The sequence below is a fragment of the Marinilabilia rubra genome, assembly GCF_003121985.1.
Taxonomy (GTDB): Bacteria; Bacteroidota; Bacteroidia; order Bacteroidales; family Marinilabiliaceae; genus Marinilabilia; species Marinilabilia rubra.
The window spans coordinates 549,925-576,870 of sequence record NZ_QEWP01000001.1 but is presented as its reverse complement, the minus strand read 5'-3'; the positions used below and the strand labels follow the sequence as shown (position 1 = coordinate 576,870).

Below are 26,946 nucleotides of genomic sequence, written 5' to 3'. Positions count from 1 at the left end.
ACATCTTGCTTACTTTTTCAGCATTACTTTAGATGAAACCAGTTCTTGTCCGGTACGATAACGAACAAGTAAAACCGACCCTGGATGAAGAGACATTTCCCAGTCACCTTCTCCATTCCAAACAAGCGAGTGATCACCTGCATGATATTTTTCGCCGCTAACAAGGATGGCTATCCGTTTTCCTGAAAGACTATATATCTCCAGCCATACCTTCCCGGTTTCCAGCACATAAAAGCCAACATCTAACTTCCCTGAAAAGGGGTTTGGTGAACAATTCAACAAATCATTTTCTGAAGAACCATCCATCTCTGAAACACTGGTAGATGTTTTATCTACATCATCCAGCATTACAAAGTCCCATCGGGTCCATCCCCCGGTATTGCCATCATGCGTTTGTTCGATATAAGCATCATTTACCTGCCCGGAAGTAATCCGAAACTTCAGACCGGTACTTCGATTCACTATAAATGCATTTCCTTCACCTGTGTCTTTTATCTTCCACTGAGCCCTTTCGTCTCCATCTTCTACTTTAATTTGCTCCATGCGGTCGCCGTCACTATTCCCTTTCGGACGAAAATACATTCCGGTTTTGCGGTTTTTCAGGTAGAAATAGCCATTATCTGTATCAATTTTCTCCCATTGCACCCAATAATCAGTAACAGTAGATTCAGCACATTTCATTTCAGATCCTTCCAAATCAGTTTCTGGTCGCAAAAGGAAACCTGTAGTGATTTCAATGGCATAATAAGCAGTGTGTTGATGCACAAAAACGGGAAACTCTCTGGTTGTAACCCCATCACAATTCTTGGTAAATTCTGCAATATAAGTGCCGCTTTGATTCTTCTGCACATCATTAATAAGGATACTTTCCGAGTTGCCTGAAAAATCACCGGGCCCACTCCAACTCCAGGAACCTTCGTCGTCAGATAGGGTGGAAGCTTTTAAACGAACATCATCACCTGCTTTTGCAAAAGCAAAGCCAAAATCCCTTTCTCCGCCATTGTTAATTTCACTAAACCCTTCAAGCATTGCAGGATTGCACCAGCTCCCACCACCTTCACCACTGGTATTTGAAAGTCCCATGTCTTCTCTCAAAGCACCAACCATGTATACATGATGTTCAACATCAGCCCAGTTCTTATTCAACCCGTAAGGCCAAAAGTGCCAATGATCTGCATTTAATACTGCATCTTCACCGTCAAATTCCTTCAGCTGGGAAATGGCTTTTTCTCCTAACCATTTTTTATTATCAGCATCCCGGTTATTATCCCATTCACGGTAAGTGCCCACTCCTAAAACATGAGACATCTCGTGGATAGCCGTTTTTTCACCAATAGACCCTCCAAAGGCTATACGGCCCTGATAGCCGGCATTCGCAGTTGGGATTGTTTCATCATAAATAACCCTTACATGTTCATCGTAGTTACTATAAGTATTGTAGGCGCTTATACATGAATCCATAGCCTGGATAATTTTATCCCGATGGGGGCTATCCAGTGCCGACTGGTCTAACCAATAAGTTATTTGAGAATTAACAGTTCCGCTAACAAACAGGCCTATTATCACATTTAAAGTTAATCTGTATATTTTTATCATTCTTTTACCTTTAATTATTACTTGAACAGGATTATTAAATAGTGCCAGAAAGTAGGTTTTGAAACTGTAAAATCGTGTGTTTTATATAAAAAGTGATGGTTGCCTGCATTTTCATTTTCACTGCAGACAAGGGATAATGCGGCTCGAATCTTTTGGAAAGCAAAATTCACATTCTCCTAAACTGAATAAGGAAGATAAAAACAAAGACTAAGCGATATGTAATCAAGGAGAATGTTCAAAAGAAGTGAACTTTTCGAACATTCTCCTTTTGGCTCAATCATTAATATTCAGGTTTGATCACAATTTTCTCAATAGTCCTTTCATTTTCCATGGTAAACTCCAGAAAATAGCCCCCCGTATTGCACCTGCTAACATCCAGCCTCTTATTATTCAACAATTCACCTTCCAGCAAAACTTCTCCATTCATATTAACCATCCGGTAATTGACAGGTCCCATTTCAGCCGCCAGTTCGATTCGAACATAAGAACTTGCCGGGTTAGGTGAAACAGAAATTTTCTTTGCAAAAACATCCTCAATTCCTACGGTATTTCCACTTTGGTTTTTCCAAACTGTTGCGATATTAGAGAAAAAGAAGCTTTCCCCCTTCTCATTTGAGGCTTTAACCCTGTAAAAATGGCGCCCTGCATCTCTCATGGTCACATCGTTGTAGGTATTGGTCTGAACTCCACTCTCCACAAGGGTATATGAACTTTCATCCCATGGGGTTTCACAATGGTAAATATCGTAGGTGGCACCATTATTATTTACAGAAGCCCACCAACTCAAATTAATTGTGCCATCTGACTTTTCATTGCCCTGCAATAAGAATGGGGCCCATGGTCGTCCTGAGATGGCAGTGGCAGTAACTTCCTGAGCATCTCCTCCTTCTCCGGCATTATTGTAGGCACAAACAGTTATGAAATACTCAGTATCGTTGGGTAACCAACGCAAAACGTAACCTGAAACATTTTTTGCATCTACCTCCTGGGTATAATCTCCGGATATTGTACCATACTTCACTTTATATCCATTTGCAAACGGCACACTCTCCCAATGTATGGTTATTCTGCCATCACTTTCGTGGATATAGTTAATTTCAGGTATGCCGGGAGTGCCTGTGAATGCAGGCACCTCATTGGACAATTCACTGGTGCCCGCCGAATTAGAAGCTGTAACCGCAAAATAGTACTTTGTACCGGGTGAAAGTGTTGACAAAGTTGCCGAGTTGGTTGTCACCTCAACAGAATGATCATATTGACCCGAAACTGTTCCATATTTTAGCGTGTAACTATCGGCTCCTTCCCGTTTCCACCAGTTCAAGGTTACCTCCGCGTCACCATGCTCAACATTGTAGATACGAGGAGATCGTGGAGCCAGCATCTGATCCTTATCCCATTCTACACGTGTTACAGAAAAGGGCATCAAAGTTAGAGCACTTGAAGTGATTTGCAGCGTATCGCTTTCAAAAGCAATTCCATCAGGAGTTTCTGAGAATGCACTATATACAGAAATATTTTGGGATAAAATTTGACCGTCAATCTTCAATTCAACTTCGTGCAGTTTATCAGATTTATTGATGAGAACCAGATAGTCTTTGTCGAAATTCCCAACATAACCTGCAGCATAAACGGCAGCCATCTCTCCTGAAGATGAGTTTACAGTCTCCCCACCTAAAACGCCTGTTAAATATACACTCTTACTGTTATTAATGGCTGGGGTAATGTACAGCAATGGGAGTGTTTCAACGTTTACCTCATAATCATTTGCAAAGGCATCTGCATCAAATTCATAATTATTCTCCCAGGCATCCCAAATTTCAGTCTTATAGTCATTAACGGGTTGCACTGCGCCATTTATCACATGCTTTCCAATGAGCCAGGCCTGAGGATGCACGGACATTCGCGTCAGAAACTCCCCGGAGTATATTCCCGAATATACCTTATCCTTAAGGTATTCATTCCATACGCCATATTCAGTCATCAAGAGTTGAGCGCCATTCCAACTGCGCTGTTCAACCGAATTAAAATAGGCATCATCTGTCCTTGAGATTAGCATGGCATTTGCACTACTCATCGCCGAGTTAAAATCAACTCCCGATCCATGAATTGGATAGGAATGGATGGAAGGATGCGTCCAAAATGGGCCATTAGAATTCTGATAATCTTTTATACTAGCGGAAAAACCGCCCCAATTATCCCAACCATAACTTAATGCCAGATTAGCATCAGGATCAACAGACAAAATAGCATCTGCAAATTCTTTCATTTTGCGGGCGTAATCAGCACCATTATTAAAGAAATGTCGATTATCAGGAATATAGAAATTAGGTTCATTACAAAATTGCCAGCATTCCACAATTATATTATTGTCTTTACAAAATTGGGCAAGATTTCTCAATCTGTCCGGCGAATCCACAAACCCATTCCATGTAATAACCAGTTTTGCCTCATTTTCTCCTAATAAATCATACAAATCACTTAAACGCGAAGGTCCTTTCCCTTCCTGCCACTTCATTAAATTCGGAAATCCGCTCCATCCTTTACTACCGTCTGAAGTACTATGCACCTGCTCATACCACTGAGGTTCGTACATTCCTGTATTCATATCGAAATAGTCGGCCGTAGTACCCGAAAAATAACGAAGGAAACCAACATCAGCATTCTTCACCCCTTCACGAAACACCTCATTATTAAAATTCCAGGGGGAGTCGGCAATACGTACATTATACCCAGCGAGCCCTTCAGTTAATTCATGCACTTCTGAACTGTTTATCAATACAGAAACAGGGGAGGCATTTTCAGATCTTCGGAACAAAGCGATGGCCTGGTCAAGGTCATTTTCAGCCTGATCTACAATGGTCTGGGTGGAATTGCAATCACCCAAAACAAGTTCGCCCTGGTCAATTTCATTTTGAAAATCATCAACATCCGATTGAGAATAAAAGCCTGTTTCAGTCCCAACTACAGCGTTATTAATATATTCATTTGCTTCATCAATTTTATCAGATAATGGGAGTCTGTTCACAGGGTCATTAATCACCTGAAAATCATCAAAAGCAACATCATCTCTATCTGAGTCATTACCATACATATAATCCTGAACAAAAACTATATGACTAACATCATTCATGGATGAACTGAACAACGAAACATCTTGGGCCGGATCTAAAATATTTCCATTCACATTGCCGGAAATCGTTTTTGAATCAGTATCTATCTCTAAATAGATATCATAACGGGTACCTGTTGAAATATTTTCTGACAGCAGATTTACAAAGTCATTAGAAACGCCGGAGGTCACATATTCATTTGAAATACAAATACCTTTAGTCCCGTTGTTTCCAAGCACTATTTGAGCAATCACTTCTCCATTACTATTGAAAACATCGCCATAAACAGTGAAGTAATTTCTTTCTGTCTCAAAGCCAAAATTGACAAACACATTACCCGACAACTCATTAAAATCAATTTTCAACTGCGTTTTGGGAGATGGATTATAATCCATTTTCAACACTCCGTCTTCAACCAAAACATTTCCGGATGTTGAAACTTCCGAAAAACCCGTCGGCAATTGACTTGTAGAGAAATCCTCTTCCAAAACCACCCCGCATGGCGTCTGCAGGTATGCCTGTTGGATTAGAAGAAACAGAAGAAAAAAGATTGTAGTAATTTTTTTCATAATCTTTAAATTTGAATAGTACGTTTAGCTTAATATTTCTTTAACCCAGGCCCCCTTTTCATCAAATTGCCCTGCTTTCTGGCTAGTTCATCCATTTCTTAAAATGAGCGTAGTTCAAAGGATGGTTTCCTGATTTAAACAAAATCATCTCTGCACCACATTTCACTTCATAGCTCAATCCTCCACTCCTATCTTTGTTTAGGTATAAAACCTTCTTTGCAATAGGAATAAATTCTGAAAAATCACTTAAATAAAGAATTGCCTGAAGAGCCTGGTTGGAAATTATCAGGTTCTCGCTAACGGCCATATCTGATAAAACATTAAAGCCTTTCGGGCATTTCCACCTGTTATATAAAATAGATGACAACTCTATTCTGACCTCAGGCGCATTTTCATTTTCAAGCACCTCCTCTATCTCTTTTTTGCTCTCTACAGGTAATTCCTGATTTTTCAAACCAAGTGAAGCCCAGTAACGGACTGCTGCATCCGGATGCTTCAATAATTCAAATTGTTTTTTCATACTATCTTCTCTTCCCACTAAAGACGCTGCTGAATAGAGTGTTTTTATGGGATTGAGCTCCCTGTTTTGCCGCATCCGGTAAATATTACTTCCTTCAGCTCGCTTTAACATAACAGACTCCGGAAGAAAATGCACATCCTTAATATCCTCTATCTGCGATTTCAAAGCGGCTCTAAACTTTTGAAGAACGGACTCATACCGGGCGTCCTGAGCAAGATTGTTTATTTCCCAGGGATCATTTTCAAGATCATACAATACCTCTATGGGTCTTTTCTCTAACATTCCTGATTGAATGGGATTCAAATGTCCCTTTCGGTAATCCAGCCTTATTTGCTTAACAATATCAGAGACATCAGCATACTTTTGGTATTTAAGTTCGGGCAGGTGTGGCATAAAAATGCGTGTATAAATAAATCTTCCGTCGGTAACACTCCTGGCCAAGCCGGGAGACTCATCAATACGATTGCGCGAAGCATAAACCAGCTCAGGTGAATTTTCACGGTTATCGCCCATAATAGCCCTGCCAGGCATATATTCCGGTTTCTCCAGCCCGCCCAGAGATAAAACAGTCGGAGCCAGATCTACAAATGAAACCAGTTCGGATGCTACTGAATCATTCTTCCATGGCAGCAAATGACGATATTTATCAGGCGCCCAAACAATAAATGGAACGCGATATCCCAGGGCAACAGGATTACACTTGCCTCGTGGAATTCCCTCACCATGATCGGCGTAAAAGAAGATAATGGTGTTTTCCATTAAACCGTCTTTCTTTAAACGGCCCAGCAGCTCACCCACTTGTTGATCGGTATAAGACAAAGAATTGTAGACCCGTGACATATATTTACGCATTTCGGGTGTGTCACGATAAAAAGGAGGCATTTCAAATTCACCGGGCCCAATCCGGTTTTGTTCCCCCAGCTTTTCCAAAACAAAATGCTCATACCAATTCCAGGGGTTAGTCATTGTGCGCGATTGGTGCGAACTCATAAAGTTAAACACTGCGAAAAAAGGTTGATCTTTTCCTCGCCCCCACCAGCCTGCCTGACCGCTACTTTCATTCCAGGCATCTGCCACAAAGGGTTTCATATTGGCAATATTGTAATCCAGCTTTTTATTATTGGTTGTGTAATACCCGGCTTCCCTCAAAAGAGCCGGGAATCCTCTTATTTCTTTAGGAATTTCATATTTACTACGGTGATTACCTGTGCCCAATTGCCCGGTATACAGACCTGTAACAATTGTACTTCGGGACGATGAACAAACAGCCCCTGTTGCAAAAGCCCTTGTAAACCGCACGCCTTTATCCGCCAATTCATCTATGTTAGGAGTCTTAGCATCTGAATTTCCATAACACCCCAGGAAGTGAGGGGAGGTATCCTCAATAGTAATCCACAATATATTGGGACGAACCGGCTCTTTTGCCCAAAGCACAATCGGACTTAATAATCCAACCATCAAGATCAAAAGCCTTAATTTCAGAAACTTTATTTTTTTCAGGGACGACAACATAAATAAGAAAGTTTAGCCTGCATTATTCACAAATTATTCTGATGTGATATTCAAATATCTTTTCGGCACATTTGTGCCTTGCAATTTTGGATGGACAACAATTCTCCACATTCAACCATAATTATTATGGCACCTTGCCTCTTCTGAAATTTGAACATCTGACAACGAAAATTCGTGAATAACACAGATTGAATAAACTTTTGGCAAAAAGAAATTCCGGCTAATCAACTAAAAACGGAGTGATGGTATAAGAAAATTTATACTCTCTTCTTGGCAACCTATATATCTGGTGAGGCATTCTTCTCCAGCTGTCATCTCCACCAACTCCCATTTGTCCATAGTCAAGATTCAAAACAATATAATCTCTGGAAATCATATCATAGGTATGCATTCGTGGCCGTTTATTGGGCTTTTCCTCATTGAAACCATAATCCTCTTTTTCAAACTTCTCGGCACCAAAAGAAAACGGAATTTTGGAAGAAACATACAAACCGTTTTTTCCATCAGTTATTTTCACCCACCTTACGTCTGTCCTATATCCGTTTTCCTGTGGCCGTATGTAAGGATAAAATAACTCTTCAACGTTTTTCTCATAAATCCCAATCAATGCGCTCTCCTTCCTATCAACATAGTTCTCATGGGGTCCGCGACCATACCACTCAAATACTTCCATTGCCTCAGGAATTCTTAACAAACTACCTACACGTGGAATTTCAGGCGATTTCCGGTTTGGATCGCAATCCAGATGATGATCGACCGTTATTTCACCACCAGGTTGAATGGTATAGCTTGAACGAAACCATGCATCCACATCATCCAACCTTCTGTCAACGTTGATTTCAATGTTTGTATTCTTTCTCAAAAGCTTCACACTCTTAACCTGAGCATTGCCAGCAGCATGTTCCCAAACCCCCATCTCTTTTCTGATACCATAACCATAATCATTGTCCACAGGGACTCGCCAGAAATCAGGCTCCGGTCCGGATTTAATCAACACTTTTCCATCCACAGCAAAATTCAGAAAATTACCTTTTTCTTTATCAAAAAACAGGTTTACATCATCGGTTGTGATATCCCATCCGTTCTGAACCTCTTTCACTTTGACCTTCTTTGCATTTTTTGGGGAAGCAAATTTGCCAGGGTTTCCATTTTGAATCAGGATTTGCTCTTTTGCAGCACTAAATCCTTTTGGAAGCAAACCATTTTTTTCTTTCAGTGTAAAATTAAAATTGACAAATACCTCTTTACACTCATCAAATTGGGGGTAATCAATCTTAACTTCTTCCTTTTCACGAGGGCTTGCCGATAAGTCATCTATTACAAGACTTTTAAATGGCTTGCCACTCTCCAGAAAAGTAATCTCAAGGTTATATCCCTCCAGGCTCTTAAAGAAAAATTTATTTTCAATCTCAAAAGTACCTGCCTGTATATCTATCGGGTGTACAGCAATATTCTGATAAACCTTCTTGACTTCATAGGAATGCGGGTTCAACTGACGATCAGGAGAAATGATGCCATTAATACAGAAGTTATGATCATTCCTTTGATCCTCTTGTCCAAAATCTCCACCATAAGCAAAGTATTCGATGCCATTATCTAACTGATCATACATTCCCTGGTCAACCCAGTCCCATATAGCGCCTCCCTGAAGGATATCATATTTCTCAATGAGTTCCCAGTAATCTTTGAAATTACCAAGGCTGTTGCCCATGGCATGCGCATATTCACACTGAATAAGAGGACGGTAAGCCTGGGGCTGAAGAGCATAGTTTTCCATCTCCCGCGGAGTATCATACATCGGTCCAAAGATATCTGTATGAGCTTTCTCACCGGCCTGTTCAATCATTACAGGTCTGGAATCCTGACTCTTAAACCATTTATATATTTCACGGATGTTACAACCATCTCCATGCTCATTTCCCGAGCTCCATATTATAATTGAAGGATGATTTTTATCCCGGTAATACATTCTCCGAACTCTTTCCAAATGAGCTTCAGCCCATTCAGGGTCATCTGCTATATGATAATTGTAAGGCGCCTGCAATGCAGCCCCTAACCCATGAGATTCGATATTGGCCTCGTTTATCACATACAAGCCATACTTATCGCAAAGCTTATACCAGTAAGGATCGTGCGGGTAGTGGCTGGTACGAACGGTATTAATATTTAAAGATTTCATCAGACGGATATCTTCTTCCATCAAATCTTTTGAAATGTAGTGACCGGTACGGGGATCATGTTCATGCCGGTTCACTCCTTTTATAAGTATGGGCTTACCATTTACAAGAAGTTGCTTGTCTTTTATTTCAACCGACCGAAATCCCAGTTTTGAGCTTTGAACCTCTAAAACGTCGCCATCAGCATCTTTAAGTTCTACCACAAAATCATATAGGTATGGCGTTTCTGCTGACCAGTGTTTAATGTCTTCAACTTCCACATTTCTTGTTACAACAGCCTCTGCGGAATTCAATTTCAACTCCTCACTGAATTGCCAGATAACCTCTTGATCGTCATATATGGCCAAACTCAAAGAAACCTTCTCCTTCTTATTTGAATAAGAAAGAATCTCTGCTGAAAAATCCAGAATTCCATTATTGTATTCCTCATCCAAACTGGTAAGGGTTTTAAAATCCCTAATTCTTGTCTCAGGTGTTGAATAAAGATAAACGTCTCTCTCAATGCCACTAATCCTCCAAAAATCCTGACATTCAAGGAATGATCCGTCACTCCAGCGATAAACTTCAGCCGCCAGCACATTTTCCCCCTCTTTTAAGTAAGGTGTAATCCTAAATTCGGCCGGCAACTTGGAACCCTGGCTGTAACCAACTTTTTCTCCGTTAATCCATAAATAAAATGCCGATTTAACGGCACCAAAATGAAGAAAAACTTCTCTCCCGTCCCAATTTTCAGGTAGGGTAAAACTGGTTCTGTAAGATCCAACAGGATTCTCCGTTTTAGGAATATAATCTAAAACCGGTGGTTGAGGTCTTTGATTTGGAGAGAAATCAAAGGGATGATTCAAATACATCGGTATTCCATATCCCTGTAACTCCCAATTTCCGGGCACCTGTATTTCAGCCCAGTCATTTACTGAAAAATTCTCCTTATAAAAATCAAGAGGGCGATCATTTACATTTTCAGAAAACTGAAACTTCCACTGCCCATTTAAAGATTTATAAAATGGTGTCCCATCTTCGGAAAGAGCCTCCCTTATAGATGAACTGGGAAGATTTCCGCTCCGGGGTGGTTGTTTATTAATGTCTAAAACAGAAACATCCCGCCAATCCTGACCAATTGCATTGGCCACAAAAAAAGCAAACACCAATAAAACTGAAAACCTCATTTTCATATAATTGTTTTTTATTTATAGTTTAAAAATCTACCTCTATATTCATCACGAAACACTTCCGCGGTAAAAAGCTTCAATTAATTTTCACCTTTCCAAAAGTGAAGGATTTAATTTTTATAACATTTAAAAAAATAAGCTTTCATTATGAGAAAAACTCCAGAAGAAAAAAAGACATGAACCTATCTGTATTTGTTGCAATTTTTTATTCATTTTTTGCAATTAATCATTCATAAACCGATAGAAGCAATTGGGACCAAAACCACCAACAAAAACACCAAACACCTAATAATAAGCAACAAAAACCACATAACGCATATTCTTTCATAAAGAATTTGTGGCAGAATTATCCAATTAGTTATATAAGTTCTCAAAAAATATTAGAGTCCAAAAAACCAATGATCCACCAGGAATATTCAGGTACCCCTTTCTCTCTTTCGAGGCGTTTCTATGAAAAACAAAAAAAGGTCATATTAATTGAATAATTACTAATAACCATGCTCCAATGCTATCTATAATTTTGTTAACGAATCCTATCAAACAATTAATTGTATAACTAAAAACTTACATCATGAAAAAATTATTTACAACTTTATTCGTTGCTCTGGTACCATTATTAAGTATGGCGCAATACACTGCTGACTTCATGGTTGACTTTGAAGATGGTCAAATACCTCAAATCGATGGTTTTTATAATGTAGACGGTACAGGTGATGTGGTAATAAAAAATGATGCCACATATACCCAAACTCCCAATGAAGTTGTCGCTGATGACAACAAAACAGTTCTCTGGACAGACTATGAAGGATACATTGGCCTGGATGAAACCATTCTTAACAAAAACACATTTTCCATCGTAACCAATTACAAATGGACAGGCCAAAGTGTATGGTGGCTTGGATTTATAAACTTTGTTGGTTGGGACGAAAATCGCACAGTAACAGATCCCGATACCGGAGAAGAAGTTACTGAACCCGGGTGGGTTTCTCCAAAACTTCAGGTGAAGAAACCATCAGGTACTCTAAATGGTTTGGGGTTTGAAACAGCTGACAATATTCTTGAAAAAGATGTCTATTATCATGTTGTATTCACCTACGATAACGGGATAGCTAAAATCTACATAGACGGAGCTCTTCAAGGTGAAACCCCTGCTGCCAGCCCTGAAGCCTTGCATTCATTAACAAATCTCAAATTCTTTATTGGGGCCAAAACAGAAGTTGATGCAGCAACAGGAGACATTTCCATGGGAGTAGATGGAGGTGGAAACAGTAAATGTGTCCGTGCTTATTTTGATGACTTGACTGTTTTTAACCGTACTCTAAATGACACAGAGGTAATGGAGTTATATTTTGGAGCTCCAATTGTTACCGATATTGCAGAAAAAACAATGGAAAATTCTGTGGAAATTTTTCCAAATCCTGCACAGGAGAAACTTAACGTCCAAGCAGAAAATGTAGAAACAGTCAACATTTTTAATATGTCAGGAACAAAAGTTATTTCAACTCCAGAAACTACCATTGATATTAGCTCTGTTCCGAGCGGTATTTATCTTATTCAATGTGTTGATAAAACAGGTAAAACAATTTCTAATCAGAAAATTGTCATTAAATAAAAAACTACCTGATTTTTTTATTCAAACCTGACTTCAAAGCACATGACATAAAGGTTATGTACTTTGAGGTCAGGTTTTTTATAACAACACTAAATGAAACATTAGGAATTCTTCTCTCGGGGAGTATTTTTGATAAGTCAATTAGACCTGCTGGAAACTCAAAATGTAAGGTTTTTTTAAACAAATTCTCGTTCTTCAAGCTTTCTATTTCAAGATTTAAAAGTATTCAAAACAGTTCCACTGCAAAAAAACACTTCTCACTACCGAATCTATACCTCCCAAAAGACAAATATTCCTCAAATAATAAGATCCAAATGGTGGTAAAGTTGCGGAAAGATGGAAAAAGGAAAGGATTTCAGAAGAAAAGGTGAAGAAAGGTCGGGAAACCTTAAGAAAGATGGAGTTTATTCAGTAATCAATGGAGAAATCTTTAAATTTTATCACCAATCTTAGATTTGCAGCAATGTCACGATTTAACATACCAGCTTAATTATTCCAGGGCCAAACCAACTCCGCACCAGTTTCGAGACAGCCCTGGACCAACTTCGCATGAAAGTTGTTATCAAGATGTATTCAACTCATATTAAAGCCTAATTAAATACTATTATAATTGAATTTAATTCGACTTTAATATGACTTTATAGTGAAGCTGTCCCGACTCTGTTCAAAGGCAGCTACGAAGCAAGTTCGAAGGGAAAACTTTTCATAAATTCTCTTCGAATACCATTGATCCATTTTGTGACGAAAATCATTAGCCTCCCAACAAAATCGTTGTATTTTGGAATCATAAAACGAATTAGATTTTATGGGACGAAAACTCAAAAACCGCGATAACTTAAGTGTCTCTCAGGGTGGAGACATTCGCTTTCCATGATAACATCCTTCACAAAAAAGATGTTTGAGTTTTTATTTTATCACACCCATAAACCAAGAAAGTATCATGGAAAAAGTCCACTATATCTCTCCCGACCCACTTTCATTTGAGACCATCAATCACATTCTGACAGAAAATCAAAAGCTAGCCCTGTCAGATACATCAACAGAACTCATTGTTAAGTGCAAAAACTGGCTGGACCACAAGCTGGAAACCGAAGACGGCCCTGTTTATGGAATAAACACAGGATTCGGGGCACTTCACAACCGGTCTGTAAGCCGCACCGAGCTCAACAAGCTTCAGGAAAATCTGCTTTTAAGTCACGCCTGTGGTGCAGGCCCGGAAGTTCCGCACGACGTAGTGCGATTAATGCTTCTGCTAAAAATCCATGCACTTAGTATGGGTAAATCCGGTGTACAACTAAAAACCGTTGAGCGGTTAATCGATTTCTTTAACAAAGGTATAGTGCCTGTGGTTTTGGAACTTGGTTCACTGGGCGCCTCCGGCGATCTGGCGCCCCTGGCCCACCTCTTTTTGCCTCTTTTAGGTCATGGAGAAGTTTGGCTAAACGACCAAAAAATAACAGCCGGGGAAATGCTCAGCCAAAACAACTGGGAACCCATAAAACTGGAAGCTAAAGAAGGACTTGCGCTTCTGAATGGAACACAATTCATGAGTGCACATGCGGTCTACACACTTTTAAGGGCTTTCAAAGTAGTAAAGCAGGCTGATATCATTGCTGCACTGAGCATTGATGCATTTAACGGAAGAATTGACCCTTTTCTGGAACACCTGCATGCCGTAAGACCTCATCCGGGCCAGGTGGAAACAGCCGGCCACATCAGAGAACTATTAAAAGACAGTGAGCTCATAAAGCAACCCAATAAAGAAGTACAAGATCCTTATTCTTTCCGTTGCATTCCGCAGGTTCACGGAGCTGTAAAGGATGCCATCGACTATGTAGCAAAAGTGGTAAAAACAGAGATCAATTCGGTGACAGATAACCCCATTATTTTTGCGGATGAAGAAGTCATCCTTTCGGGTGGAAATTTTCATGGCGAACCTTTAGCAATGGCATTGGATTTTATGGGCATTGCCATAACTGAGCTGGCCAGCATTTCCGAAAGAAGAGTTTACCGGTTAATATCAGGAGAACGAGGGCTTCCGGTTTTTCTGGTGGCGAATCCCGGCCTCAATTCCGGATTTATGATACCACAATATGCGGCAGCATCAATAGTGAGCCTGAACAAGCAGATGGCTACTCCGGCCTCGGTCGACAGCATTCCTTCCTCCAATGAACAAGAAGATCATGTAAGTATGGGAGGGAATGCAGCCACGAAAGCTCTTAAAATTGTTAGAAATGTTGAAAGAGTACTCGGTATAGAGCTTTTTAATGCCGCTCAGGCTTTAGACTTCAGAAAGCCGGCCAAAACATCAAAGTTTCTTGAGTCTTTCCTGGACGAATTCAGGAAAGAGGTGCCTTTTGTTCATGAAGACAAAATTATGTATATGGAAATCGAAAAAGCTGTTGACTTTTTAAAGAATCAGCCAACAACCGAATTCAGGTTTTAGACAATTCATCATCGGGAAGCTGATTACAGTCTCCGCAAGAGGATGGCTTCCCGTCCCGAATCATATGGAGCATTTTCTTTTTAAACTCATGTTCTGCCCCGTAAAGCTTAATGACTTTATCAATACTAAGGATACTCTTAAACTTACGATGATATTTTTTTTCGAGTTCTGCTTTCTTAAGTTCTAATTCGATATGCAAATCAATAGCAGCCTCTTTTTGAGCATTCGTCATTTTGTTTTTTGAATCATAGAGCTCGTCAAGATTCTCTTTTTTAATACTCCACAAACTATCCATCCGACCTGAGAACTCATTGTAAACAGGCCAAAACTTCTGCCCTTCCTTAGAAGAAAGTCCTACCCGCTCAGTCAGAAAAGCAACTTTCTGAGACTTTAAGCACTCAATACGATCTTTCTTCTTGTCGTGCTGAGCAATTGATGAAACAGAAATAGACTGAAGGGCCAACAGAAACAACAGAGCAATATTCCTAACAGAGTAGTTCATAACAAAATATGATAATAACCAGAATTGCGTAAAAAATAGACTTCGGATCAATCAAAATACGTCAGGGCGGCAAGTTCTTCCTCAGTAATGGATTTAATCAATGAAGAGTCGGTGCCAAAGTGATAAGCTGAATCTTCGTTAACAATCAACTCATTGATTTCATTTTCATCCACTATCAGGGCTACAGAGTTAATTAAATCCTCTCCGGATATAGTAACCTCGCTCACCTCGTCCATTTGATCCGAAAAGATGCGGGGAGCCTGGTAATAAACCAATGCGATTAACAGAAAACCTCCGGCCATTGCAAGCCATGGTTTTACAATGGAAATAATCGGAGCAATGGAATTCTCGCTATCATCATGAGTCTCTTCCTGCGCAACCCGTCTCATCAACTTCTCCTCAAATTCCACAAAATAATTTTCAGGAACTTCAAAAGGCAACTCGTTATTTCCAAAATAATCTTTTCTCATTTCCAATTATCTTTAACAAATAAAGCAGAACGCTGCTCCAGATGCTTTTTTCATTCACCTTTATTTAGAACATTTACAGGCAAAAAGGTTTAACCCCGCAATACGCAAAGTCTTTTAGAATTATTTAAAAAACTTCATTCTTAATAAAGGCTTCAATCTTCTTAACTGCATGGTGATAAGAAGCCTTTAGGGCACCCACGGAGGTTCCCAGAACATTGGAGATATCCTCATAGGTCATATCCTCAAAATACTTCATATTGAATACCATTCTTTGTTTTTCAGGTAAAGCAAGCAAACATTTCTGCAATCGTTTTTGAATTTCATCACCCGAAAAAAGCGGATCTGTCTCAATCTTATTACCAAGCATTACTTCCATGTCAGCATCTTCATGCAACAGTCCTTCTTTCTTTTTATTTATATAATTAAGGGTTTCGTTGGTTGCAATACGATACAGCCAGGTATACAATGAAGCATCGCCCCGGAAATGACCAATGTGTCCCCATGCTTTCATAAATGTATTCTGCAGGAGATCATCCGCATCCTCATGAACAATAATCATTTTTCGGATATGCCAATAAAGCCGCTCTTTATACTTTGCAACCAGCAAAGCAAAAGCTTCCTGTTTTTTATTGGCTTTTTGCGCCAGGTACAATATCTCCTTATCGTCAGGCTGCATGTTTTTAATTAATTAATTTGCCGTCGAAGATACAAAGAATTAAACACCTCAAGAGAATGTAAAAGCATCTTCTTTTAATCAAAAAAATTCAGCTACCTTTGCAAACTCATTTTTAGAGACAACGATTTAGTTGATTGCAATTAGTTTGTGGCTGCAACACTTAAAAGAAATTAGTGAGGAAGCAAAAAGCAACTAAATCGGGAATTATATATTAGAAGAACATTAAAAAACCAGGAATACAATGGCTTTACAGTGCGGCATAGTCGGTTTACCAAATGTGGGAAAATCAACACTTTTTAATTGTTTGTCGAATGCAAAGGCTCAATCGGCCAATTTCCCTTTTTGTACCATTGAACCCAATGTGGGGGTCATCACTGTCCCCGATCACAGACTCGTTCAATTGGAAAAACTTGTAAATCCGCAACGTGTTGTACCTACAACGGTAGAGATTGTTGATATTGCCGGATTGGTAAAAGGAGCCAGCAAAGGTGAAGGCCTTGGCAATAAATTCCTGGCCAACATCCGGGAGACAGATGCCATCATTCATGTACTCCGTTGTTTTGAAGATGAAAACGTCACCCATGTCGATGGAACCATTGACCCCGTTCGCGACAAAGATGTTATTGATATGGAGCTTCAGCTTAAAGACCTTGAAACCGTCGAAAGCCGAATATCCAAAACCGAAAAAATGGCCAAAACCTCAAAAGATCCTGATGCAAAAAGATTATTGGACGTTTTGCTCAAATACAAAGATGCCCTGGAGAGCGGCAAATCTGCCCGGGTTGTTGAACTATCGGACCAGGAGAAACAAATAGCCAAAGAGCTTTACCTACTGACCAACAAGCCGATTATGTATGTTTGCAATGTGGACGAATCAGCTGTAGTCTCAGGCAATCAACATGTCGCCGCTGTTAAAGAAGCGGTAAAGAATGAAAATGCCCGGGTTTTGGTTATTGCAGCTCAAACTGAAGCTGAGATAGCAGAACTTGAAACTTTTGAAGAGCGCCAAATGTTTCTGGAAGATTTGGGACTTAAAGAGTCGGGTGTGTCGAAACTAATTCGTTTGGCCTATGAACTTTTGGAACTAAAAACCTTTTTCACAGCAGGTGAGAAAGAAGTACGAGCTTGGACATTTCCTGCCGGGGCATTGGCACCGCAGGCTGCTGGTGTTATCCACACCGATTTCGAGAAAGGGTTCATTAGAGCTGAAGTCATAAAATACAATGATTTCACAAACCTGGGATCGGAACAAGCCTGCAAAGAAGCAGGGAAAATTCATGTTGAAGGAAAAGAGTACGAGGTTCAGGATGGAGATGTAATGCACTTCAGATTTAATGTCTAAATCCGAAAATTTTAAATCTATTTTCACAAAACCATCGAATACTATTCGATCATTTTCCCGGGTTATTACACTATAAAAACCAGGCAAACGCCCTAGCACAAATACGCTACCCCCTGAATTAAAATATGTTAAAAATTCACAACATTGGTTTTAAGCATTCAAAATCTCTATAAAATATTTTTCCTTTGTAGATATGAATTTCTTGAAAAAAAATAAGATGAGAGAGAGCGAGAATGATACAATAGCGAAGCTAAAGAGGAAAATATTGATTTACTCAATTATCGAAGTAGCTATTGTAATTGTGCTGATTTTATTTGGTGCGTTTTTATTTAACATCACTTTTTCCTAGTGATGTTCAGGCTAAATAAAGCCTGAGTGTTTTGCGGGCAACTTCTTTGCCCTGAAGTCGTGTAACCAATATCCAGTCACCGGCTTTATTTTCGTATGGCTCCCATACAGTATCCCCAAGAAAGAATTCCCAGTCGTTAGAGTTTATAACAACCTGCCCCGTAAAAGGCGGAGCAGGATTACCATTGCTATCGGGGAATGGAGGATGAACTATTTCAAAATCCAGAACTTCTCCTTTGCCCCCTTTGATTTTCAAAACATATCCGAATTCAACCTCAGGGGTAACAGGAATTTCGGTTGTTATTTCCTGCAGTTTGGGCAAATCTTTTGAAGTGCGATCCCAGGCACTGTATATTCCGTAACTGTATAATTCTACTTGGGGTCGTTTCCTTTTAGGCATTTAAGTTCAATTTTCAAGATAGTAACGCAATTGATCAAGCATAATTGGAATATCGGACGACTCTACGCCATGCTTCAACAAAATCTCTTTATCCTCTACAAAGGCTGAAATAAACTCTTTTAAAGAAGACTTCTCATGCTTAATCGATTTAAGGTACCAATCAAGCGCTTCTTTTCGGTTACCCATACACCAGAGAATATGGCCCATATTCATAAAATCGTGATGCGAAGGATTTTCATCTATTGGCTTTTGCCCGTATTTAAGCGCCTGATCAAATTTCCCTTCCACAAAGGAGCACCATGCAATAGGTCGCCATACCTTATGATTATCAGGGGCCAGATATTCCACTTTAAAATAATACTTTAAGGCTTCATCAAACTGTTTCAACTCCAGCAAACAGTGCCCAATACTCACCTGGGTATGCAAATCATCAGGCTTTAACTGTTCGGCCTGCTTGTAATACTCAAGTGCTTTCTCCGGGTTCTTCAAATAGCGATAACAGAGGGCTATTTTTTTGAGGTTCCACACCTGAGAATCTCCATATAGATCAGCCTGCAAATAATAATTGAGTGCTGTTTCGTAATCGTCTTGTTGCTGATAGCAATACGCCAGCTTCTGAAGGACGTGTCTGTCAGGTAAATCCTTATCAGCTTCATGCTGGTATATTTTGGCAGCCTCCTCAAAATAATTCTTATTAAAAAGGTATTCTCCCAACTTTAAGGTAATATTATCTCCTGGAGCCAACAAAGAAAGAAACCATTTATTATTAAAATCAATGTTCCAGTCGAATGGATCATCGAAGGATTCTTTTTGAGGATGCACTTTAAAAAAGCGGTACAAATCCTGGATATACTGGTTACTAATGTAGTGGCCTTTCTTTCCGGGCTCTACCAGTTCATCACTCTTTTGCACTTCCTTCATAGCCTCCAGCTCAGCACCAAACATTTTCCCCATCATATCCTTTTGCATACCCGGCATCTGAGGAATGCTCATAATCAAGCTGTATTTATCGGAATTACACAGTATTCCCGACTCAGACATTGAGGAGAGCAAGTCCTCACTTTTCAAAGGTCCTTCCTCATTTTTCAAGGCCTCATTAACAATGGGATTTGGATAGAAAAATGGCAAAAACCAGTGATGTATATCATTGAAGAAAGGAAAATGCTTCAACATTTCAAAAGTGGACATAAAAAGATCAGCTCCCTCCATCTGAAGGCGGCTAAGCTCTTCCAGCTTATTCATTAAATCAGGTGAATCGGAAAAGATGTCTTCCCAGTCAGGATTTTTATCCTCGGAAAAAGTATCCCCAAGGAGATTATCTAAATCCAGTTTTTTACGCAAATTAGGCTGCATACGTGCGACCTCGGGCAATATCTCCTCGTTCATTTTTTTCGTAAGTTTCTCGGTTTCCCGGGTACGAATAATTTGAATAAGGATGGTTTGAATCATTGATGGTGAGAAAATATCATTTAGCTTGGAGATACGCTCCCCGATGCCTGAAAACAACGACAATCGATTGTCATACTTGTAAAGCACAAATATCAACCCCGTGAAAGCCCGGAGTTTTACCTGACTGTTGGAATGCTCGCAGAGGTCGAAAAGCAGGTGCAAATTCTCCTCTCTGAAAGAGGTCAGCAGGTTCAGGGTAAGACCGCTAACCATAACACTTTGCCATGGCCAAAAGAAATCGTCCCCCCCAAAAACCTTTTTCACTTCTTCCTCCCGGCCTTTTTGAAATTCAGGCAAAGAAGCAATCATTTCAAATAAACGGTCCTGTGCCTTTTCAAGTTCATACGGCAGAGAAATGTCAGGATCCACCGTATAGGAAACCATATACTGATCAGCTTCCTTAAGATAAGTACTCATAAGGCCGGTTTTCTCATCCTCTGACATGCTGTTAAGATACCGCCGTGCATCAAACAACCAGCCCTGCCCGCTCCTGAGACGCAGCTCATCGACAATACGATCAGCTGTTTTGTAAACATCAACCAAAAGGTGGTTATAGACCTGCTGCCTTTCGGGATCGGCAAAACCTTCAACAGTATATCGCAATAAGCTCTTGTAGGTCATTTCCATGTTGTAGAGTCCGTCGATCAAATCACTGTCGTGAGTCTCTTTAACCAGTTCGGACAAGACATCAAGAGCTTCCTTGACACGCTTGGCGGCCAAAAGCCTGTAAACCTTTTCCTGCAGTTTTTGTGCGGGATTACTCATATATGTTAGTCTTTTTCAAATTTCAAAATTACATCCACCCCCGAATCTTTCACGTCGCCCTGTGTAAGACGCAAAGACAAGTTGCGCGTCACCTCATATTCCAGGGTTATTGTTTGTGGCGTTAAAGACTCTTCCTCATTTTCACCAAAACCTCGTTGATAAGTAACGAACAAATTATTGGTGATGTATTTCCCAACCATAAAGGTAGCACTTTCCCAGTCTTCGCCTGCTTTAATTTCCACCATGTCAAGGTTGAATGTTTTGCCAACCGTTTTTGTCAGCTGCGAAGAAACCAGACCTGACAACATGGCCGACGGCACATTGCCTGAAACACCCTCCTGATTGCTGAAGCTAAGCTCATCAAACGACTGATTGAAAATCAGATAGGCCATAGCATCCCGTTCTGTAATATTGGTCCCATTGAGGGTGAACGAGAGATTAGGCTCAAAGGCCGTGCCACCGGCAATCATGATAAGTTCATTTTTCTGTTTATCTTTTCCGCGAAACTGGTAGGCAGCCTTAAGATTTACCCGGGGATTGATCTCCTCCCCTCCCTGGAAGGACAGTTCTCCTTCACGAATTATAAGTTTTCGCCCGTATAAAGTATAGTAGCCCCGCGAAATACCTAATGTTCCGAATATTTCAAAGTATTCATTGTTCTTCAACAAGTCGAAGTCTCCATAGAGTTCGAGGTTCATATCCTCCGATTTCACCCATGTGTTCCGGGGAATTCGCACATTCATCTTACCGGTCATATTCTTTACCAGGTCGGTTTGAGGTATTTGCTCTTTTGGGCGTATTTGTATGGTATCTCCCTCTTCTACAACAACACTGTCACCGGGAGTCTCTTCCATTGCCTGAACCAGCAAGGGTTTATTTATTTCGGAAGACCCTCCCATATCCAATAGTGCCGGCAGATAAAAACTGGCCCGGAGCACCGTTAAGTTACCTCCATACTGAGGCTTGTCATCATTAATTTTCACCCAGGCATCTGCATCAATCTGAACTTCATGGTTGCGATGATGAGAAACAAAAAACTCACTGGCTTTAAGCGACAAATTGGCATCAGAAAAGTCACCTGCTACCAATGTGGTATCAAACTTCAAAATTCCCTTTACCAACAGGGATCCGTCGCCACTTCTTGCAAACACCGAATCAATGACCACTTTATTACTGTCAAGATTCGTAACCACTTTTAAGTCGGTATACTCAAGGCCATATGCGGGGTAAGAGATCTTTCCTTCATTTACCCGGATATATCCCTTCAAAACCGGCTGCCCGATTTCTCCACCCGCTTTGATATCCATGTTCACGCGGGCTCTGAAAAACTGTTTATCCGGATCGTCGTATTCCAAAAATGACGAAGGTCGAATATCTTTTGCCACCAGTCTTCCTTCAATGGTTTTCAGCGTTGAAACCATCTGACTGTCGGAAAGACTAATAAATACAGGAGCTAAACCATTAAGACTGATCGAGTCTCCCGCGGGGCTTTGCACCACCATGGAAGCTTTAATAGTATCTGAACGATGCCCCAAATCCAACATCAACTTTTTAATTCTGAGCTCGCGGGCCTCCAGACTGTCCAGCCTCAAATTAAGATTCAGAACCGGTTTTTGTAAAGGGCCGGAAGCCTCCAGATCCGCTGATGCCATTCCGGAAAAAGTGATATCCCGATCCAGAATTTTCTGAATCAGTGAAAGATCAAAATCGCTTACCGAAGCCCTTACATCAATGGAATCCCCGGGTTGATATATGCCTCCTGCTTTAACCTCCAACGATTTATTATTCCCGGCGCGGAGGTGCAACTCATCCATCTCCATGCGGGTGGAATCGATAAAAATATGTGGTCCCTCCCCTTCAATGGCAAACTCATCATAAGGAGTTCCTATTTTAAGCACCGGAATATGCATTTTCAAAGGTGACTTCATATTACTCAAAATATGCGTTTCAAGCCACAAAGAATCGGGCATCCAGACAGACAAGCGGGCGTCCAATGTATCGGGTTTTACCGATGCTTTCAGTGTCAGGGAATCGGCATACTGACCGGAGGCTTTTATCTTTGAAAGCCTGACGTTGCCCTCGCCTTCAAAGCCCTGTTGGGTCAATACCCCCTTGCCCAGAAGATCAACGCCCGCAGCCATGGCTATTGTATCATAATTCAGGGAATCAGCCCGTGCCAGCACATTTAGCAATAAAGAGTCGGGACGGCCATGGGCTTGTCCCTCTACCAACAAACTATCCCACCCAAGCGGAAGCTGAAGATAAGGTTGGAAAGCCACTAAATCGCGGAATCGAGAATGAAAATAAGATTGAATTTCTCCATCTTTCGAATACCTGCCTCTGGCATGAAGAAAAACTGAATGATTCTGAAGGAGCATCGTATCCAGTGTAATCTCCCCTTTAACAAGCTTGCCTTCAAGAAACATAGTATCCACGGGAACCCGCGCCGCCAATGACTGGCTCATCATCAGCGAAAAATCTGCTATCAGCGATTCAAAATCACGGCCGGTCCCCCTTGCCTTAAGCTCCATGTTTATTTTTGTGCTGTCGCCCCATTCGGGTAAAAACCGGTCGGCGGAGAAGTTTTGGGTCCGAACCCATAAATCGACAGGTGCAGAGGATTTGTTGATGTTTGCCGAAGCATCAAGATTAAAAGTACCGGTTCCTGTTTTCAGATTAGAACGAACTTTAACATCGCCATCCAGGTATCTGCCCCTTAGGCCAAAATCCTTAAAAAGAATTGTATCCCAGCGAGTCCCTGAGAAATCTCCCTCCAGCGTTAATGGTTGATTACTGTCTTTTAATCCATTTCCGGAGATACGAACATTGCCGCTTACCTTCAAGGGCAAATCAGGTAAAAGAAGCCATTCCTCCGGACTGATTTTTTGAAACAACAACCGTAAATCCAGTGAGGACTTATAGCGCAGACTATCACTCAAAATATTTGTGAAAGACTTTACACTGCCTTTTACAGTAATTTTCTGATCCTTGTGCCCTGCTTCAAACTCCAACTCCAGGTTATTGTCGGACACATGACTGTTCAGCTTTATTTCCGGTGTAACACCCAGTTTAAAATCCGGAATAACCCATGAAAATTCTTCCAGATGCACCGGTTTTGTCACAATATCAGCTTTCAGTGAATCCAATCCGGCATAATTACCATCTACTTCCACTTGATTTTTGGGGGTCACCAAAGCAAAATCCTTAACCGACCAAACAGAGTCTCGTTTATTAACAGAAAACTGAAGATGTTTCAAATCAACGACGCGCGGAGGAGTTAAAAATCCCAGGTGTTGCAAATCAACAGCCAGCTCCCCCGGCCCGTAACGCCCTGATAATTGAATATTAAGATCAGACAAGAAAGCAGGTATTACAGAGTCGGCCATATCAATGTGAGCTTGCCCGTTATTGAGATTAAAAGCTCCCATCTGAAAAACCATCTTACTTTTAGATGAGCCGGATTCGGCCGGCTCTTTTTCTGAAGAAGGAAATAAAGCCTGAAAATTCCAGGATGAATCCGGGTACTGAGTCAGGTTGATACCGGGCTGGTCAAGTTCAATGAACTCCACATACACTTTATTGGAGAGCAGGGGCCAGAGAGAATAGCGGAGTGCAAGTTTGTCGAAAGAAAAGAGCGTATCCTTTTCGGGTAACTTTACGCTGAATTTTCTCAACGTAAGATTGGTAAAGAAGTTGCCTTCCAATTCTTCAAGACTGACTTCGCCGTTAAGTTGCTCATTGGCCATTTTAACTGCTTTATCCCTGACTATTTCCCTGAATATTCCGGTTTGGGTAAACAGCAACAATAGCAGCATCAAAGCAATGAGACCTGAAAAAGTGTATAATATGTATTTTAGTAATTTTTGCATTTATAATAGATCAGTAGATTTTTAGATACCTGCCTGACGGCAGTCAGGTAAGATTTAAGACAAGCCATATAATTCTGAAAATATAAGTTTTAAAGCATCCATGTTCGATACTGCAAATAGTTAACTTTTAATCTTTTAAAAAACTTCCACCGAGCATTGAATTTAGTCTGTTATTCATTATCCTCATGATTGTAATTGAATCTCCCCAGATGATTTTGAGGAGTATTCAGATTTACCACCGGCAGGGAGTGGACGTATTTACTTATGCTCTACATTAAAAGTTCTCTGCGTTCAGAGATAAATTAAAAAGCGTGGCCAATGTTAAGATGAATTTGCCACTTTTTCAACGACTCAAACACAGGACGGGCGAAGTCGAGTCCAACCGGCCCTATGGGAGTGGACACCCGAATGCCCGCACCGGCAGCAAAGCGCATATCATTCACTTTAAACATATTCTGACTCCTCCATACATTTCCATAATCCAGAAAGCCAACCAAACTGACTGGTCCAATCACTTTTACGCGTGGTTCGATGCTTCCCTCAATAATCGAATTCCCTCCAATTGGGACACCATCTTCGTCCATGGGACCCAGCATTTGTCGGGCCCATCCTCGCACCGACTGGCTTCCACCGGCAAAATAGCGCTCTTCAAACGGCGTTACAACTCCCTTACCAACAGGAAGAATGCTTCCGCCCTCAAATCGCATGGCCAATACCACCCCATTGGTTAAGGGCTGATATCTTTTGGCTTCAAAAAGATACTTCAAGAACGGATAAGGAGAATTGAACAACGAACTATTGGCGCGCGTATTAAATGCCAGTGACCAGCCATTCGCAGGGTCAAAGCGGGGCTTTGCGGTATTGAAAAGCATTCCCAGTGAAATTCCGTTTTTAGAATAAGTGGATTGATTTAATTCCGAGAGGGAACGCTCAAAGTCTGATTCAATATCAATATTTACACGCTCGAAATACAAAGAAACAGAGGCAGTAATTTCATCACTCAAATTCTGATGCAATGACAAATCCCCTCCCCAACGAAAGGACTCAAAGCCCTCCTCGGAACGACGACCTACTTCAGGATTAAACTCCAGTGATGAACTGGGACCAAACACAGCGGGTTGCGTAATGGTGGCCTCAAACCTGTAAGGCTCCAATCCTGAGTGCTTAGCGTAAAAATTCGACCTCATGGTTTTGCCCGGAAAATTAAGATAATCGATATCCACAAAAGTGCGGAACTGATCCTCACGTCCATAACCCACCCCAAAGCGGGTAGACCAGCGGGGTGCCTCCTCAATGGTCAGCGTCAACGGAATGGTATCGGGTTGCTGATTGCTCAGGCCTGCCTGCAATGATGCAATTCGAAACAATCCCAGTTCATAAACCTGCTTTTGTGACCGCGATAATTTTCCGGAACTGTAAGGATCTCCCGGCGTCACAGCCAATTGTTTTTGAATAGCCTCCTCAGGGGTTCTCCTGACACCCTCAATCGTCAATTCCCCCAGGCGGCAAAAAGGGCCTTTCGATATTTGCCAGTTAATAACTGCTGAAGAGGTATCCTTGCTTAAGGCAACTTTAGGTTCAACCTTAACATAGGCATATCCCTGAGAGGAAAACCACTCAGAAATGGCATCCTGATCACTGTTTACAAGATCGTCCTGAAAGCGCATTCCCTGCTCAACCTCCATCCTTTTCAGGTGGCGTCTCCACCCTCCATCATCAAATAAGGAGTCGGTTGCCCCTTCTGAATAAGTTTCGAAACTCACCGAGTCAACGACAACAGGTTTGTTTTCTTCAATACGAATTTTAAGCTCAACTTTATATTTCCCGGTAGGTTCGTCAATTTCAGGATCATGAATTTTTACATGCAGATAACCTTCAGATTGGTAAAAGGCCTTTAACTGGGCTTTGTTCATCTCCCAGGCTTCCACGCTGTAGAAAGAGGGTTCTTTTTTAAAAAACGTTTTCCCAACCCAGGTGGCCTCGCGAAAAGTTATTTTATCTAATAACTCCCCGTCGTTAAAAGCATCATTGCCTTTAAACTTAATTTTTCTGATTTCTGCATTTTCCTGAGCCTGCCCTTCCTGCAAAGCCAAAAAAAGAAGCACAACCAAAAAAATCTTATATATTATCTTTTCCAAATGGATCAGTATTATGAGTCCTTGCATAAATAGTAAGCAATGTGAGGATTGTTTAAGTTCAACTAATGTAATAAATTTTAAGAGGAATGGCACGCAGACAACGAGGATCGGACAAATGAATGCATATTTTTAAACCTGCTCAATCTGTGTCATCTGAGTTATAGTCCGCGCCATTTTGGCAGCACCCAAACTCCTTGACAGCAACAAATTGACAGTGTGAAAAAACACAACAAAACACCCTCTGAAAATCACTGACTGTCAGTGATTTTAAGGCAC

Annotated in this window: 14 protein-coding genes; 3 read left to right on the top strand and 11 right to left on the bottom strand. The window is 40.8% G+C overall.

Features of this window, described 5'->3' with window-relative positions:
• Window positions 1–9: 9 nt before the first annotated feature.
• The 4 genes from DDZ16_RS02435 to DDZ16_RS02420 all read right to left on the bottom strand — a co-directional run bounded on the left by DDZ16_RS02435 (window position 10) and on the right by DDZ16_RS02420 (window position 10,656).
• On the bottom strand, window positions 10–1,596 hold the full coding sequence (locus tag DDZ16_RS02435) for an RICIN domain-containing protein (RefSeq protein ID WP_109262814.1): 1,587 nt from the start codon (window positions 1,594–1,596) through the stop codon (window positions 10–12).
• Window positions 1,597–1,876: 280 nt separating this feature from the next.
• Window positions 1,877–5,275, bottom strand: coding sequence for a fibronectin type III domain-containing protein (locus DDZ16_RS02430; RefSeq protein ID WP_109262813.1), 3,399 nt, complete (start codon window positions 5,273–5,275; stop codon window positions 1,877–1,879).
• Between the two features lie 82 nt (window positions 5,276–5,357).
• Window positions 5,358–7,253 carry a sulfatase family protein gene (locus DDZ16_RS02425; protein WP_158275588.1) on the bottom strand — a complete coding sequence of 632 codons (1,896 nt, stop codon included), beginning with the start codon at window positions 7,251–7,253 and terminating at the stop codon, window positions 5,358–5,360.
• 274 nt (window positions 7,254–7,527) lie between these two features.
• On the bottom strand, window positions 7,528–10,656 hold the full coding sequence (locus tag DDZ16_RS02420; protein WP_109262811.1) for a glycoside hydrolase family 2 TIM barrel-domain containing protein: 3,129 nt from the start codon (window positions 10,654–10,656) through the stop codon (window positions 7,528–7,530).
• A gap of 568 nt (window positions 10,657–11,224) precedes the next feature.
• On the opposite strand from DDZ16_RS02420, the gene DDZ16_RS02415 reads away from it, so the two are divergent.
• Entirely contained in the window at window positions 11,225–12,265 is a 1,041-nt protein-coding gene (locus DDZ16_RS02415; protein ID WP_109262810.1) for a T9SS type A sorting domain-containing protein, read from the top strand.
• A gap of 940 nt (window positions 12,266–13,205) precedes the next feature.
• Window positions 13,206–14,711: a histidine ammonia-lyase gene (hutH, locus tag DDZ16_RS02410; protein WP_109262809.1), complete on the top strand. Its 1,506-nt coding sequence runs from the start codon at window positions 13,206–13,208 to the stop codon at window positions 14,709–14,711.
• On the opposite strand, the gene DDZ16_RS02405 is transcribed toward hutH, so the two are convergent.
• The 3 genes from DDZ16_RS02405 to DDZ16_RS02395 form a co-directional block, all read right to left on the bottom strand.
• A complete protein-coding gene (locus DDZ16_RS02405) occupies window positions 14,701–15,213 on the bottom strand; it encodes a hypothetical protein (RefSeq protein WP_109262808.1) in 513 nt (170 codons plus the stop codon). The genes hutH and DDZ16_RS02405 overlap by 11 nt on opposite strands.
• 47 nt (window positions 15,214–15,260) lie before the next feature.
• Complete coding sequence (locus DDZ16_RS02400) at window positions 15,261–15,683, bottom strand: hypothetical protein (protein ID WP_109262807.1); 423 nt, start codon at window positions 15,681–15,683, stop codon at window positions 15,261–15,263.
• A gap of 124 nt (window positions 15,684–15,807) precedes the next feature.
• Window positions 15,808–16,359: an RNA polymerase sigma factor gene (locus DDZ16_RS02395; RefSeq protein WP_109262806.1), complete on the bottom strand. Its 552-nt coding sequence runs from the start codon at window positions 16,357–16,359 to the stop codon at window positions 15,808–15,810.
• Window positions 16,360–16,600: 241 nt separating this feature from the next.
• On the opposite strand from DDZ16_RS02395, the gene ychF reads away from it, so the two are divergent.
• Window positions 16,601–17,701 carry a redox-regulated ATPase YchF gene (gene ychF / locus DDZ16_RS02390; RefSeq protein WP_109262805.1) on the top strand — a complete coding sequence of 367 codons (1,101 nt, stop codon included), beginning with the start codon at window positions 16,601–16,603 and terminating at the stop codon, window positions 17,699–17,701.
• Between the two features lie 355 nt (window positions 17,702–18,056).
• Here ychF and DDZ16_RS02385 read toward each other — a convergent pair whose 3' ends face one another.
• The 4 genes from DDZ16_RS02385 to DDZ16_RS02370 all read right to left on the bottom strand — a co-directional run bounded on the left by DDZ16_RS02385 (window position 18,057) and on the right by DDZ16_RS02370 (window position 26,670).
• Complete coding sequence (locus tag DDZ16_RS02385; protein WP_109262804.1) at window positions 18,057–18,449, bottom strand: DUF3859 domain-containing protein; 393 nt, start codon at window positions 18,447–18,449, stop codon at window positions 18,057–18,059.
• A gap of 6 nt (window positions 18,450–18,455) precedes the next feature.
• A complete protein-coding gene (locus DDZ16_RS02380; RefSeq protein ID WP_109262803.1) occupies window positions 18,456–20,663 on the bottom strand; it encodes a tetratricopeptide repeat protein in 2,208 nt (735 codons plus the stop codon).
• Between the two features lie 5 nt (window positions 20,664–20,668).
• A complete protein-coding gene (locus DDZ16_RS02375; RefSeq protein WP_109262802.1) occupies window positions 20,669–24,532 on the bottom strand; it encodes a translocation/assembly module TamB domain-containing protein in 3,864 nt (1,287 codons plus the stop codon).
• A gap of 302 nt (window positions 24,533–24,834) precedes the next feature.
• Entirely contained in the window at window positions 24,835–26,670 is a 1,836-nt protein-coding gene (locus tag DDZ16_RS02370) for a BamA/OMP85 family outer membrane protein (RefSeq protein ID WP_232526532.1), read from the bottom strand.
• Window positions 26,671–26,946: the final 276 nt, after the last annotated feature.